13 protein-coding genes are annotated in these 14,383 nt (G+C 70.5%); 5 read left to right on the top strand and 8 right to left on the bottom strand.

What is annotated here, in order from left to right; translation table 11 throughout:
* Positions 1 to 5: 5 nt before the first annotated feature.
* Entirely contained in the window at positions 6 to 1,358 is a 1,353-nt protein-coding gene (locus JOM49_RS23105; RefSeq protein ID WP_209666328.1) for a ferredoxin reductase family protein, read from the bottom strand.
* A 131-nt stretch (positions 1,359 to 1,489) separates the two neighbouring features.
* Between JOM49_RS23105 and JOM49_RS23100 the strand changes: the two genes are divergently transcribed.
* Genes JOM49_RS23100 through JOM49_RS23090 form a run of 3 tightly spaced genes read left to right on the top strand, consistent with a single transcriptional unit; the run spans position 1,490 to position 4,004 of the window.
* Positions 1,490 to 2,188 carry a response regulator transcription factor gene (locus JOM49_RS23100; RefSeq protein WP_282768376.1) on the top strand — a complete coding sequence of 233 codons (699 nt, stop codon included), beginning with the start codon at positions 1,490 to 1,492 and terminating at the stop codon, positions 2,186 to 2,188.
* Positions 2,185 to 3,624 (top strand): sensor histidine kinase, encoded by a 1,440-nt coding sequence (locus JOM49_RS23095; RefSeq protein ID WP_209666326.1) that lies wholly within the window; start codon positions 2,185 to 2,187, stop codon positions 3,622 to 3,624. The genes JOM49_RS23100 and JOM49_RS23095 overlap by 4 nt, the downstream gene beginning before the upstream one ends.
* Positions 3,624 to 4,004, top strand: coding sequence for a PPOX class F420-dependent oxidoreductase (locus JOM49_RS23090; RefSeq protein ID WP_209671504.1), 381 nt, complete (start codon positions 3,624 to 3,626; stop codon positions 4,002 to 4,004). The genes JOM49_RS23095 and JOM49_RS23090 overlap by 1 nt, the downstream gene beginning before the upstream one ends.
* 528 nt (positions 4,005 to 4,532) lie before the next feature.
* Here the strand turns inward: JOM49_RS23090 and JOM49_RS23085 are convergent.
* On the bottom strand, positions 4,533 to 5,246 hold the full coding sequence (locus tag JOM49_RS23085; RefSeq protein WP_209666325.1) for an MBL fold metallo-hydrolase: 714 nt from the start codon (positions 5,244 to 5,246) through the stop codon (positions 4,533 to 4,535).
* A 61-nt stretch (positions 5,247 to 5,307) separates the two neighbouring features.
* On the opposite strand from JOM49_RS23085, the gene JOM49_RS23080 reads away from it, so the two are divergent.
* Positions 5,308 to 6,339 (top strand): hypothetical protein, encoded by a 1,032-nt coding sequence (locus JOM49_RS23080; protein WP_209666324.1) that lies wholly within the window; start codon positions 5,308 to 5,310, stop codon positions 6,337 to 6,339.
* Between the two features lie 71 nt (positions 6,340 to 6,410).
* Positions 6,411 to 7,610 (top strand): IS30 family transposase, encoded by a 1,200-nt coding sequence (locus JOM49_RS23075; RefSeq protein WP_245369434.1) that lies wholly within the window; start codon positions 6,411 to 6,413, stop codon positions 7,608 to 7,610.
* A 70-nt stretch (positions 7,611 to 7,680) separates the two neighbouring features.
* On the opposite strand, the gene JOM49_RS23070 is transcribed toward JOM49_RS23075, so the two are convergent.
* Genes JOM49_RS23070 through JOM49_RS23045 form a run of 6 tightly spaced genes read right to left on the bottom strand, consistent with a single transcriptional unit; the run spans position 7,681 to position 14,376 of the window.
* Positions 7,681 to 8,694: an N-acetylglucosamine kinase gene (locus tag JOM49_RS23070; protein WP_209666322.1), complete on the bottom strand. Its 1,014-nt coding sequence runs from the start codon at positions 8,692 to 8,694 to the stop codon at positions 7,681 to 7,683.
* Positions 8,691 to 9,971, bottom strand: a complete 1,281-nt coding sequence (locus tag JOM49_RS23065; RefSeq protein WP_209666321.1) for a 6-phospho-beta-glucosidase — start codon at positions 9,969 to 9,971, stop codon at positions 8,691 to 8,693. The genes JOM49_RS23070 and JOM49_RS23065 overlap by 4 nt, the downstream gene beginning before the upstream one ends.
* The gene (locus tag JOM49_RS23060; protein WP_209666320.1) at positions 9,968 to 10,843 is read right to left on the bottom strand and encodes a carbohydrate ABC transporter permease; all 876 of its coding nucleotides are present in this window, start codon (positions 10,841 to 10,843) and stop codon (positions 9,968 to 9,970) included. The genes JOM49_RS23065 and JOM49_RS23060 overlap by 4 nt, the downstream gene beginning before the upstream one ends.
* Positions 10,843 to 11,832, bottom strand: a complete 990-nt coding sequence (locus JOM49_RS23055) for a carbohydrate ABC transporter permease (protein ID WP_209666319.1) — start codon at positions 11,830 to 11,832, stop codon at positions 10,843 to 10,845. Before JOM49_RS23055 ends, JOM49_RS23060 begins: the two co-directional genes overlap by 1 nt.
* Before the next feature lie 10 nt (positions 11,833 to 11,842).
* Complete coding sequence (locus JOM49_RS23050; protein ID WP_209666318.1) at positions 11,843 to 13,171, bottom strand: extracellular solute-binding protein; 1,329 nt, start codon at positions 13,169 to 13,171, stop codon at positions 11,843 to 11,845.
* 38 nt (positions 13,172 to 13,209) lie between these two features.
* On the bottom strand, positions 13,210 to 14,376 hold the full coding sequence (locus tag JOM49_RS23045; RefSeq protein ID WP_209671502.1) for an ROK family transcriptional regulator: 1,167 nt from the start codon (positions 14,374 to 14,376) through the stop codon (positions 13,210 to 13,212).
* Between the last annotated feature and the right edge of the window lie 7 nt (positions 14,377 to 14,383).

Genomic DNA, 14,383 nt, shown 5'->3' with positions numbered 1-14,383 from the left:
TCTCCTCAACCGGCCAGGCTGAACCGCTCGGCGTGCACCTGCGCCGCGGGCAGGCCGAGTTCCTTGAGGCCGCGCAGGGCGGCCCGGGTCATTCCGGGCGGACCGCAGACGAAGACGTCGCGGTCGGTCACGTCGGGCACCAGCGCGGCCAGGTTCCGCGGCCCGAGCACCGGCCCGGCCGGACCGTCCTGATCGGACGGACCGGTGAGCAGCCGCAGCACCGCGCCCCGGGTGCGGGCGATCGCGGTCAGTTCCTCCAGCAGCACGGCGTCGGTCTCGGACCGGACGCGGTAGAGCAGCACCACGTGCCCGCGCACCTCCTCGAGCAGGGCGCGGATCGGCGTGATGCCGACGCCACCGGCGATCAGCAGCGCGTTCTCGCGGGTCTGGTGCGCGGTGGTGAAGGCGCCGTACGGGCCTTCGGCGAACACGCGGGTCCCGGGCCGCAGCCCGCGCAGACCGGCGCTGCCCTGGCCCACGGCTTTGACGGTGAGCCGCAGCGATCGGCCGTCGGGGGCGGCGGACAGCGAGAACGGATTGGCCTGCCACCAGCGATCGCGGCTGAGGAAGCGCCACAGGAAGAACTGACCCGCCCGCACCGGCAGTTCGTCCAGCTTCTCGCCGGTGATGTGGACCGACACCACCTCCGGCGATTCCGGGACCACCGCGGACACCCGGAACCGGTGCTTGAGGTTGCGCCGCAAGGGAAGCGCCACGCGCCCGGCGACCACCGCGGCGAGCGCGGCACCCCACAGCGTCCACCAGTAGGCCCGCGCCGCCGGGGAGTCCACAAAGGATTCCCCGACCGCGACCTGGTGGCCGAAGGCGAGTACCACGGCGAGGTAGGTGTAGAGGTGGACGAAGTGCCAGGTCTCGTAGGCGAGCCGCCGCCGCGCGTACCGCGCCGACAGCCCGCCCACCAGCAGGATCAGCACCAGCGCGACCACCGCGCGCAGCACGTCCTCCATGGTGGTGATCAGCGTGCCGAGCTGGTCGATCGGGCCGGTGCCCTCCACCGCCGCGTAACCGGACACGATGAACACCGCGTGCCCGGTCAGCGTCCACAGCAGCCCGAAGCCGAGCAGGCGGTGCCACGAGGTCAGCCGGTCCATGCCGAGCCTGCGGTCCACCCAGGGCAGCCGGGCGATCAGCAGCAGCTGGAAGGCCATCAGCAGGGCGCCGTAGAGCCCGGTCAGCCGTCCGAGTGAGACGAGCGCGTTGCTGGACGGGCCGGAGGCGGCGAACAACGCGGTGACCACCACGACGTTCGCCAGGAACAGGGTGGACAGCGCCAGCTTCGCGGTGGTCCGCGGGCGCAGGGCGGTCGCCGGCGGCCCGGCGGTGGTGAACTCGGCCATGGACCCAGCGTGCGCAGCGAAGCTGAGGCGATCCTATCCGCCACCTGTCGAGATCCTGTCGGTCGCGCGCCGCGCACCCCCCGCGCCTCGCCAGCGGCGGCGGCGTGGCGCACCATGGCACCGTGAGCACGGTGAACGCGCAGAACCCGGTGAAGCTGCTGGTCGTCGACGACGAACCGCACATCGCCGACCTGGTGGCGACGGTGGCGAAGTACGAAGGCTGGCAGGCGGTCACCGCGGGCAGCGGCGAGGCCGCGCTGCGTGAGGCCGCCGGGTTCCACCCCGACATCGTGGTGCTGGACATCATGCTGCCCGACCTCAACGGCTTCACCGTGCTGGACCGCCTGCGGGAGTCCGGCACGATGGTGCCGGTGGTCTTCCTCACCGCGAAGGACGGCACCGCCGACCGCATCGCCGGGCTCACCCGCGGCGGGGACGACTACCTGGTCAAGCCGTTCTCGGTGGAGGAGCTGATGGCGCGGCTGCGGGCGGTGCTGCGCCGCAGCACGGGCCCGGTGTGGCAGCACTCGGTGCTGCGGGTGGCCGACCTGACCCTGGACGAGGACACCCGCGAGGTCCGCCGCGGCGACCGGCTGGTCACCCTCACCCCCACCGAGTACGAGCTGCTGCGTTACCTGATGCGCCGCTCCCCCGGCGTGCTGACCAAGGCGCAGATCCTCGACCACGTGTGGGAGTACGACTTCGGCGGCAAGTCCAATGTGGTCGAACTGGTCATCTCGCACCTGCGGCGGAAGCTGGACAGCGAGGCCGAGCCGCTGATCCACACCGTGCGCGGGGTCGGCTACGTGGTCCGCCAGGCGGCCAGGTGACGCGCTGGCTCGGCGCGTGGAACCGGCTGCGGCTCGGCACCCGGCTCGCCTTCGCGCTGGCCGCGCTCTCACTGGTCGTCTTCGCCATCGTCGGCATGCTGACCGTCGGCATCATGCGGGACTACCTGCGCGACCGGCTCGACGACCAGCTGACCTCCAGCCAGCTCGACGAGAGCGAGAAGCTGCGCAAGTACCCGGCGAAGGACCCCACGCCGTTCTACTCGTGGTACTCGGTGGCCTTCAACGTCCGTGACGGGGTGGCCACGCCGAAACCGGAGGACCGGCTCCCGCAGGAGGTCGACGACCTGGCCCAGGTGGCGCGGGCGGCGACCGAGACCGAGGTGATCCAGACCGTGCACCTGCGCGGCGAGGGTGACTTCCGGGTGCGGGCCTGCCCGATCGACCCGGCCACCGGCACCGTCCTGGTCAGCGCGGCGCCCGAGGCCGAGCTGGACAGCACGGTCCAGCAGCTGATCGCGGTCGAAGTGGCCACCTTCAGCCTGGCGCTGGCCATCCTGGTGATCACCGGGCGGATCGTGCTGCGCCGCGGCCTGCGCCCGCTCAGCGACATGGCCGACACCGCGCACGACATCACCACCCGCGACCTCACCGACTCCCCCGACCTGCCGGTGCGCGCGACCGGTACCGGCGGCGGCGTGGAGGTCGACGAGCTGCGGACCGCGCTGAACACCATGCTCGCGCACATCGATTCCTCACTCGGGGCGCGGACCGCGGCCGAGCAGCGGCTGCGCCGGTTCATCGCGGACGCCTCGCACGAGCTGCGCACCCCGCTGACCTCGATCCGCGGGTACGCGGACCTGTTCCAGTACGCGGCGGCCAACGAGCCGGCCGAACGTGAGGCGCACCTGGCCAAGCTGCGGCAGGAAGCCGGCCGGATGAGCCTGCTGCTCGACGACCTGCTGCTGCTCGCCCGGCTCGACGACGCCGAGGTGGAGGCGCCGCTGCGGCGCGAGGAGGTGGACCTGGTCGAGCTGGCGACCGCGGCCGGTGACGCCTTCCGCGCCGCGCACGCCGACCGCGAGCTGACCGTGGACGCCGACGCGGGCCCCATCCGCCTGAACGCCGATCCGCTGCGCCTGCGGCAGGTGCTGGACAACCTGCTGACCAACGCCGCGGTGCACACCCCGCCGGGCACCTCGGTCACCCTGGTCGCGCGGGCGACCTCGGCCGAAGCCGTGCTGGAGGTCGCCGACACCGGCCCCGGCATTCCGGCCGAGGACCAGGCCCGCATCTTCGACCGCTTCTACCGGGTCGACCGCTCGCGGGCCAGGGAACGCGGGGGCAGCGGGCTGGGGCTGGCCGTGGTGCACTCACTGGTCACCGCGCACGGCGGTACGGTGACGCTGGCCAGCGGGCCGGGGACCACCCGGTTCACCGTCCGCCTGCCCCGCACCAGAAACGAGGGACCCCGTTGATCGACCCGTCCGACGAACTGCGCGCGTTCTGGGCCGAACGGCACTTCCCGACGCTGACCACCCTGCGCCCGGACGGCCTGCCGCACGTGGTGCCGGTGGGCGTGACCGTGGACGAGGACTTCGCCGTGGCCAGGGTGATCACCTTCCGCGCGAGCGTCAAAGCCCGCAACGTCCGCCGCGGCGACGTCCCCGCCGCCGTCAGCCAAGCCGACGGACGCCGCTGGTCCACCCTGGAAGGCCGGGCCCGCCTCCTCGAAGACCCGGACTCCGTCCGCGACGCCGAAGACCGCTACGCCGCCCGCTACCACCGCCAGCCCCGCCCCAAACCCGACCGGGTGGTCATCGAAATCCACCTGACCCGCCACCTAGGCATGCGCTAACCCCGAACCCCACGCCCAGACACCCGAACCCCACACTCACGCAGCCGAACCCCACACTCAGGAGCCCGAGCCCCACACTCGCGCAGCCGAAGCCCACATTCGGACAGCCGAACCCCACGTTCGGGAAGCCGAGTCCCACGTTCGGGTAGTCGAGATGCGCACTCGCGCTGCCGAGTTCCCCATTCGGCCAGGCCTGGCCTGGGCAGCCGTGGCCCCAGGCCCGGGCCCGGGCGGCCCGAAGCCACAAGCCGAGCCTGGCCGTAAGCGTCAGCCAAGCGGCCAAGCGGCCAAGCGGCCAAGCGGCCAAGCGGCCAAGCGGCCAAGCGGCCAAGACCAGAATCCGAGGGCCAAGCCCCAGCCCGAACCAGAATCGGGTGAATCAAAACCCAACAGGAGGGGCGCCCAAACCTCCCCATCCCCGGTCCACAGCCAAAAACACGGCGGGGATGCACTTGTCAAGGCACCTTTCCGGCCTTGACAAGGGCATCCCCGCCGTCGTCACACTGAAATACCGGGGTGGCCCCCAGCTCACCCCCCGAACATCACCCGCCACTCCTCCAGCGACCGCGGCCGGTACACGAAGTTGTCCCGTCGCACGTCCGAGAGAGGCGAAGAGGGCGCCCCCGAGTACTGGTGTCCCGGGTAGACCACCGGGTCACCGGACAGCCCCGCCAGCCACTGCAGGCTCCGGTACATCGCGTCCGCGTCGCCGCCGGGGAAGTCCGTGCGGCCACAGCCTTCCAGGAACAGCGTGTCCCCGGAGACCAGGCGGTCGTCGCCAACCAGGAAGCACTGGCTGCCGGGGGTGTGCCCGGGCGTGTGCAGCAGGCGGACCGGGATCGAGCCGACCTCCAGCAGGTCGTCGTGATCGTGGCCGACCAGGTCCGAGTCCGACACCCCGGTGACCCGCTTGACCCAGTCCTTCTCCTCGGCGTTGACGTGCACCGGCACCGGGGACAGCGCGAGCAGGTCGGCCAGCCCGGGCAGCGAGAAGCCCATCATGTCGCCGCCGACGTGGTCGGGGTGGTGGTGGGTGACCAGCGCGCCGGTCAGCCGCATGTCGTCGGCGGCCAGCACGTCCAGCAGGTCGGCGACCCGGTAGGCGGGGTCGACCACCACCGCTTCGCGGGTCTCGCGGTCCCCGATCAGGTAGGCGAAGTTGACCATCTGGGTGGCCACCGGGTCGCCGACGGCGAAGTCGCGGCCCGAGAGCAGCTGGCGGAAGTAGAGGCGGTCCGGCATGCGCTCACCGTACTGGGGACCCGGCGTGCGCGTGCCCGGGCGGGGTGCCACACTTCCGCGCGTGGAGTACCAGCTCATCGCCGAAATCGTCCCGCCAGCCGACACCGCCGAACTGGACGCGCTCCAGCGGCTGGGCGTGGCGACGCTGCTCGACGAGCAGCTCGACCAGCTCGCCGCCGTCGAAGGTCCCGACGGGGTGGAGATCGAACCCGTGGACCACAGCGTCGAGGTCCGCGCCTCCGGTGCGGTGATCACCTGGGCGCTCGACGCGCCCGCGCTGGTGCTCGCCGAGGACGGCGCCCGCCACGTGCTCGACGAACTGCTCGACCGCACCCAGCTGCTCACCGACTGGACCGTGAGCCGCTGCGAGGTCTCGGCCTCCGACGAGGACCTCGCCGCCGCCTTCAGCGACGACGAGCAGCCGGTCGACGCCGACGACGAGGACGAAGAGACCGAGGAGCCGACCGCGGAGGAACTGACCGCGGCCCGCGAGCAACTGCTCGCCAGCGCCGACCAGCTGCGCGCGTTCGGGCTGGAGGCCTTCGGCCATGTGCCGGACGACGAGGAGTCGGTGTCCGCCGAGCAGGCCACCCTGGTCGCCGGCGCGTTCGTGCAGGGCATCGAGGTGCTCACCGACGAGCTGTTCCAGGACATCCAGGCGCTCGAAGAGGCCGAGGTGACCGCCGGCGAGCAGGACACCCTGTGGGTGCTCGACCAGCTGCCGGAGCGCTTCGCCGACCAGTACACCGCGTTGTTCGCCAAGCAGTTCCTGGTCAGCACCTCGATCCTGGGGTACCGGCTGTGCCAGCCCGGCTGGACCGCGCCGCAGAGCACCGCCGAGGCGCTCGGCCTGCACCTGATCAAGTCGGCCGCCGCGGTGCAGCTCGACCTGTCCGGTATCAGCGAAGAGCTGCCGCTGGAGGAGATCTTCGCCGCGTTCAACGAGCACGCCTTCGAGGACCTCGACCACGAGCTGCTGTTCGAGGCCGAGACCGAGGACGGGGTCAAGGGCCTCGACTTCGCCGACTGGTTCACCCCGCGCCCGCACCTCGCCGAGACGCTGCACCCGTACCTCACCGGCACCGACGACTGACCACGCGAATGCTATGAGTGGGGCCCGGCGTCTAGCGGTGGTTGCAACTCCGTGTAGTGGGAGGGGTTGTGATGGGTCGTCGGTTGTCGGTGGAGTTGGTGGCGGGGTTTTGGTCTGGGGTGCGGGCGGGGTTGTCGGTGCGGGCGGCGTCGCGGGTGGTGGGCGTGTCGCACGAGACAGGGCGGCGGTGGTTCGCTCAGGCTGGTGGGGTGAGCGCGAACGCGAAGGTGCCCCGGCCGGGGTCGGGCCGGTTTCTGAGCCTGGCCGAGCGGGAGGAGATCGCGGTGGGGATCGCCCGGGGCGAGTCCAACACCGAGATCGCCGCCCGGCTGGGGCGGGACAAGTCCACCATCGGCCGGGAGATCGACCGCACCGTCGGGCGGATGCTGGGCACCGAACACGCCGGCACCGATGCGCGAGAACACTACCGGGCCTCGGTCGCGCACGAACTGGCCCGCGAACGCGGCAAACGGCCGAAACCGGCGAAACTGGCCGTGCACCGGCAACTGCGTGAGCAGGTCCAGGCCGGGCTGAACCAGAAATGGTCCCCCGCGCAGATCAGCGCCACGCTGCCCGAGCAGTTCCCCGACGACCCCGGCATGCGCATCAGCCCGGAAGCGATCTACCAATCACTGTTCGTTCAGGCCCGCGGTGCGCTGCGGCGGGAACTGGCCACCTGTTTGCGCACCGGACGAGCACTGCGGGTCCCGCGTAACCGGGCCCGCGCCCGCGCGCAAGCCTCCACACTGGGCTCGCCGATCCCGATCTCGCAGCGCCCCGCCGAAGCCGCCGACCGCGCAGTACCCGGGCACTGGGAAGGCGACCTCATCCTCGGCAAGAACAACGCCTCCGCGATCGGGACCCTGGTCGAGCGCACCACCCGCTTCGTGATCCTGCTCCACCTACCCGACGGGCACACCGCCGAACACGTCCGCGACGCGATGATCCCCGCCATCACCGCCCTGCCCCAGCATCTACGCCGCTCGATGACCTGGGACCGCGGCAACGAAATGGCCCGCCACCCCGACATCACCCTGGCCACCCACATGCCCATCTACTTCGCCGACCCCAGCAGCCCCTGGCAACGCGGCTCCAACGAAAACACCAACGGACTCCTCCGCCAATACTTCCCCAAACACACCGACCTCACCACCCACACCGCCGACGACCTCGCCACCGTGGCCGCCGAACTCAACAACCGCCCACGCCAGACACTGAACTGGCGCCCACCAGCCCGCTGCCTACGTGAACTACTATCCCAACCAACCTAAGTTGCAACCATCGGTTGAGATCACCGGGCATTACTAGCATTGGATGCAAGTAATGCCCCACTCCTAGCATTCAACTGTCGGTGTCGTGGCGGGTTTCGGGGGTGACGCCGCCGGAGAGCAGCCGTAGTCGTTCTTTGGCGGGGACGTCCGCGCCGATGGCGTCCAGCCCCAGCAGGGCCGCGCCGACCACCGGTGCCACGTCGACCACGCGGAACTCCGCGTGCGGGGCCACCTTCCGGCACCGGCGCTCGATCTCCGCGATCACCGGCTCGGCCACCCCGGTCAGCACCCCGCCGCCGAGGATCACCTGCGGGGTGCCGCCGGTCAGGTCCAGCCGCCGCAGGCTGACCGCCGCCAGCACGCTGACCTCCTCGACCAGCCGGTCCACCACGCCCTGGGCGATCTCGTCCCCGCCCGCGGCGACGTCGAACAGCACCGGGCACAGGTCGTTCAGCGCGTGCGCGGGCAACCGGCCGAAGTGCAGCCGGTGCACGACCTCCACCACCGAGTCCACCCCGAAGTGGGCTGTCACCGCAGGCAGCAGAGCGGTCCACGGGCCGCGCCCGTCCTCTGCCCGCACCGCCCACCACAAAGCCTCTTCACCGAGGTGGGCGCCACCGCCCCAGTCCCCGGAAATGCGCCCCAGCGCGGGAAATCGGTGCACCCGGCCGTCCGGGCCGACGCCGACGCAGTTGATCCCGGCCCCGCACACCACCGCCACGCCGGTCCCGCCGGAGGTCCCGGCACGCAGCAGTGCGAAGGTGTCGTTGCCGACCGCCAGCGAGGGCGACCAGCCGCGCGCGGCGAGCGCGTCGTGCAGGATTTCCTCCTCCAGCGGGAGATCCAGGCCCGCGAGGTAGGCCGAGGTGTGCACGCCGAACGGCCGGTCGCCGGACAACCCGGCCCCGGCGAGCGCCGTCAGCACCAGCCGTTCCAGCGTCTCGACGCAGGCCGCCACCCCGACGTTCTGCGGGGAGGCACCAGGCCCGCGTGCTTCCCCGAGCACGTTCCCCGCCGCGTCGACGAGCAGCACGTCCGTCTTGCTGTTGCCGCCGTCGATCGCGATCACCAGCTCAGAAGTCATGCCTTGGCCCACGGCAGCAGATCGCGGTTCTCGTGGATCAGCGCGTCCGCCAGCAGGTCCGCCTGGCGGTACTGGCCGATCAGCGGGTGCGCGAGCAGCGCGTTCGCGACCCGTTCGCGGCCGCCGTGCAGCGCGGCCTCCAGCGCCAGGTTCTCGTAGGCCGTCACGTGCGCGATCAGCCCGGCGAGCATCGGCTCCACCGGCTCGACCGGCAACGGCTCCGCCCCCGTACCATCCACAGTGGACGGAACCTCGATCACCGCGTCGTCCGGCAGGAACGGCAGCGTGCCGTCGTTGCGCACGTTGACCACGTGCTCCTCCGCCGGTCCCCCACCGGTCAGCGCGTGCACCAGCTGCACCGCCGCCTCGGAGTAGAAAGCCCCGCCCCGCTGGGAAAGCTGCTCGGGCTTGGTCACCACGTCCTCGTCCTGGTACACCTTCAGCAGCTCGTTCTCCACCTCGGTCACCACGTCCGCCCGCGGCATCGAAGTGCGTTGCTGCTCCACGACCTCGTCGTGCGAGTAGTAGTACTTCAGGTAGTACGACGGCACCATGCCGAAGCGCCGCAGCCAGTCCACCGGCATGTCGAGGTGCTCGGCGACCGCGTCCGCGTGGTGCTCGATCAGCTCCGGGAGCCGATCGGTGACCGTGCCGTCCGCACCGGTCACCCGCACCCCGCGCTCCCAGCTCAGGTGATTCAACCCGACGTGGTCCAGCCGCAGGTGCTCGTGGTCCACCCCGAGCAGCCCGGCGAAGGTGCGCTGCAGGTGGATGGCCACGTTGCACAGGCCGACCGCGCGGTGCCCCCGGTTCAGCAGCGCCCGCGTGACGATGCCGACCGGGTTGGTGAAGTCGACGATCCAGGTGTCCTCCCCCGCCACCGCGCGCACCCGGTCGGCGATGTCGAGCACCAGCGGGACCGTGCGCAACGCCTTCGCCAGCCCGCCCGCCCCGGTGGTCTCCTGCCCGACGCAACCGCAGCGGTGCGGGAAGGTCTCGTCGGACCGGCGCGCGGTCTGCCCGCCGACCCGCAGTTGCAGCAGCACCGCCGCCGCGCCGTCCACCCCGCGCTCCAGGTCACCGGTGGTGCGGACCACCGCCGGGTGCCCGGCGTGCGCCAGCAGCCGCGCGCTGAACTCCCCCACCACTTCCAGCCGGTGCGCGTCCGGGTCCACCAGCACGATCTCGTCCACGTCCAAAGTGGACCTGCGGCCGGCGATCCCGTCGATCAGCTCCGGCGTGTAGGTGGATCCCCCACCGACCACTGTCAGTTTCAACCCTTGACTCCCGTGAACGTGATTCCCCGGACGAACGACTTCTGGGCGAAGGCGAACAACACGATGACCGGCGCCATGATCAGCGCGGTGGCCGCCATGGTCAGGTTCCACTCCACGTGGTGCATCCCTCGGAACGAGGCCAGCGCCAGGGAAAGCGGCCAGCCGTCCCGGTTCTCGCCGGTGTAGAGCAGCGGCCCGAAGTAGTCGTTCCAGGTGAAGAGGAAGCAGAACATCGCGGTGGCCGCGATCCCCGGTTTCGCCATCGGCACCAGCACCTTCACCAGCGCGCCGAACTCGGAGCAGCCGTCGATCTTGGCCGCTTCGAGGTAGTCGCGCGGGATGGTGAGGAAGAACTGGCGCAGCAGGAACACGCTGAAGGCGTCGAACAGGAAGTACGGCACGATCAGCGGGACGAGGCTGCCGGTGAGGCCGAGGCGCACCCAGAGGTCGTACAACGGCACCACGACCACTTGCGGCGGCAGCATCATCGCGGCCACGGTCATCATGAAGAACAGGTTCTGCCCGCGGAAGCGCAGTTTCGCCAGCGCGTAGGCCGCCGGGATCGCCGAGAGCAGGATGCCCAGCGTGGCCAGCAGCGAGTAGGTCAGGCTGTTGACCAGGTAGTCCAGCAGCGGCACCTTGTCGAAGACCTCGACGAAGTTCTCGAAGTGCCATTCCGCGGGCCACAGGCTCGCGGTCATCGCCTGGTCGTCGGCCATCACCGCGGTCAGCAGCACGAAGACCACCGGCATGGTGAACCCGATGGCCAGCGCCAGCCCGAGCGCGTGCGTGGCCACCCACTGCAGCCTGCGGTCCCACGACCGCCGGCGCCGCTCGATCGGCTTCAGCGGCCGTTCGGTCACCGCGACCATCACGCACCTCCCTCGACGGCCGACGCCTTGCGCAACTGGCGCACCAGGATCCAGGTGAAACTGAACGAGACCACGAACAGCAACACCGCCATCGCCGCCGCGTACCCCATGTTGAAGTAGCGGAAGCCCTGCACGTACAGCCAAACCGGGTAGGTCAGCGTGGAGTTCTGCGGCGCGCCGATGTACTTCGTGTTGCCTGCCACGTCGGAACTGCCCGAGGCGACCCCGCTGGCCACCACCGCCTGGGTGAAGAACTGCAGCGCGAAGATGATCGAGTTGACCACGCCGAACAGCAGCACCGGCGAGATCGTCGGCAGGGTGACGTGCCAGAACCGCCGCAGCGGCCCGGCACCGTCCAGTTCGGCGGCCTCGTACTGCTCCTGCGGCACGTCCAGCAACGCGGCCAGGATGATGATCATCAGCTCGCCCGAACCCCACAGCACGAGCAGGGTCAGCGCCGGTTTCGACATCGCCGGATCGTTGAACCACAGCCCGCCGTCGATGCCGAGCAGGCGCAGGAACCGGTTCACCGGGCCGAATTCCGGGTTGAACAGGAACACGAAGGCCAGCGTCGCGGCGGCGGGCGGGGCCAGCGCGGGCAGGTAGCACAGCGTGCGGATCAGCCCGACCCCGCGCTTGAGCCGGGCGATCACCGAGGCCACCCCGAGCGCGAACAGCACGCGGGTCACGGTCAGCACGACCACCAGCCACAGCGTGTTCCACGCCGCGGTCCCGGCCAGTGGTTCGGTGGTGAACATCCGGACGTAGTTGCCGAAGCCGATCCACTCCGGCGCGTTCACCAGGTCGTAGCGGGTGAACGAGTAGTACACCGTGGCGATCAGCGGGTAGCCGAAGAAGACCAGGAAGCCGATCAGCGCCGGGGCCAGGAAGGCCAGCGCGGTCCAGCGGCGGCGCCCGCGCCCCGCCGGCCGCCGCCGCGCGGGCGGGGCCGGGGGTGGCGCGACCGCGCGGCCCAGGGTGGCGGTCATCGTCGTGGCCCTACTTCTGCGCCAGCTCGTCGTTGATCTGCGCGTCGACCTTCTTCAGGCCCTCCTCGAGGTTCGGCTCGTTGCCCGCCTGCCAGCGCTCGGCGAAGTCGTTGACCGCCTTGAGGTGCGCGTCCCCGATCGGCGTGGTCGGGTTCGGCAGCAGCTTGCCGCTGGAGAACATCGTGAGGAACTCGCGGAACTGGTCGCTCACTTGCAGCCGCGGGTCCTTGAGCGCGGTTTCGGTGCTGGGCACGTTCTTCAGCCCGTTGCCCAGTTCCACCAGGGTGTCGGTGTCCAGCGACATGTGCTTGACCAGTTCCCAGGAGGCGCCGGGGTTCTTGGCGCCCTTGGGGATGGCGATGATGGTGCCGGTGGTGAAGGCACCGCCGTAGCGGTCCGGCTTGCTGTCCAGCACCGGCGGCGGCGCGGTGCCGTAGTTGACCTCGGGCGCCTGGTCGGCCAGGAAAGCGGTCCGGTACTCGCCGTCGAACATCATCGCGATCTTGCCGCGGTGGAAGGCGTGGTCGGTCGAGTACTCGTCCCCGAGCCCGGACTTGAACTGCTCCACCTTCTGCGGGCCGCCGTAGGAGTCGATCAGCTGCTTCTGGAACTCGAACATCGCCTTCCACTCGGGACTGGTGGCGAGGTTCGACTTGCCGTCTGCGCCGAGCCAGTGCGCGTCGAAGTTCGGGGCCCAGATCTGCGCCTGGTTCGAGTAGAACGGCATGGAGGGCAGGAATCCGGCGACCTTGATCGAGCCGTCCGGGTTGAACTGGGTCAGCCGCTTGGACATCTCCAGCAGTTCGGTGGTGGTCTTCGGCGGGGCGGACAGCCCGGCGGCACCGAACAGGTCCTTGTTGTAGTAGAAGCCGTAGACGTCGGCGAGCATCGGCATCGCGCAGCGCTTGCCCTCGAACTCGGTGTAGCTGCGCACCGCTTCGGGGATCACGTTCAGGTCGAGCCCATCGCGGTCGATGTAGGGCTCGAGGTCGGTGAAACTGCCGTTGGAGCACCAGGCGCCGAGGTTGTCGGTGAAGAAGGAGATCGCCACGTCCGGCGGGTTGCCCCCGCGGATGGACTGGGTGAGCTTGTCGTCGTCCTGGTTTCCCTCGTGCTTGATCTGGATGTTCGGGAACTTGGTTTTGAGCTTCTCCAGCCCCTTGGTCACCACGTCGTACTCGCGCGAGGTGAACTTGCTGTAGACGGTCAGCGTGAGCGCTTCGTCCTTGCCGGGCGCCGCGCCGAGCTCACCACCGCCCGCCGGTCCGCTTGCCGCGCCGGAGCAGGCCGTGAGCAGGGACACCGACGCGATACCGAGAAGCAGTTTGAACGCCCGCATAGGCACTCCTTGGTTGGGGTGGGGATTGCTCTGGTGGTTCAGGAGATCGGGACGGCCGCCGCCGGGGCGAGGCCGAACAACTGCTCGCGCACCTTGGCCAGCGCCGAATGCAGCGCGCCGGCCCGGACGGCGTTGCCCGGCACGGACGCCAGTCCGACCGGGGTGCTGGGCACGACCAGCCGGTGCAGTTCCCCGGCGACCAGGCCGGTCAGCACCTCGCCACCGGCGCGGCTGACATCTCCGCACAGGAGCACGGTTTCCGGGTCGACCACACTGACCACATTGGCCACCCCGAGCGCCACGCGGCGGGCGAAAGCCGACAGGAATGCCTGCGCCTCTTCGTTCTGTCCTGATTGGACACCGCGGACCGCGTGCCCGACCGCCGCCCAGCCGGTCGCCTCGGTGATGCCGTGCCGCGCGGCCAGTTCCACGATGGCGGGCGAGTCGACCAGATCGCCGAAGCGGCCGCCTTCGGCACCGTCCGTGCCGGGGATGCGCAGCCAGTCGATCTCGCCGCCACCACCGGAAGCACCACGCAGCAGGCGCCTGCCGACCACCACCGCGCCACCGACGCCTTCGCTGAGCCAGACGAGCACGAAGTCCCGTAGTTCGGCGGCCTCGCCGGAGATCATTTCCTCCAGCGCCACCAGGTTCACGTCGTTCTCGATGGTCACGTCGACGCCGAGCGCTTCCCCCAGCTTGCCCGGCAGGTCGAACCCGGACCAGCCAGGCAGGTGCGGCGCGGATTCGAGGTGCCCGGTCTTCGGGTTGACCGCGCCCTGGGCGCCGATCACCACGTGCTTGAGGTCTTCCAGTGCCAGGTTCGCGCTCGCCGCGGCGGCGATGGTGGCCTCGCGGAACGCACCGGCCACGTCGGCACCGGCGTCGACCGGCAGTGGTTCGCTGTGCTCGGTGAGCACCTTGCCGGTGACGTCGGCGATGGCGAACTCGGCGGCGTGCGGGGTCAGGTCGACCGCGGCCACGTGCGCCACCGCGCCGTTGACCGACCAGAGCTGGGCGCGCGGGCCGCGCCCGCCGCCACGCACCCCGTCCTTGACCACGATCCCGTCCTGCTCCAGGCGGGTCAGCAGTTGCGCGGTGGCCGGTTTGGACAGGCCGATCACGTACTCCAGGTCCGACCGGGTGAGCGGCCCCTCCCGCAGCAACGTGTCGATCGCGGCGCGATCGTTGATCTCGCGCAGCAGCCGTGGG

The organism is Amycolatopsis magusensis, from assembly GCF_017875555.1.
In the GTDB taxonomy this organism is placed as follows: Bacteria; Actinomycetota; Actinomycetes; order Mycobacteriales; family Pseudonocardiaceae; genus Amycolatopsis; species Amycolatopsis magusensis.
Note: the sequence above shows the minus strand (reverse complement) of the source record. Positions and strands in the feature narration are given on the sequence as shown.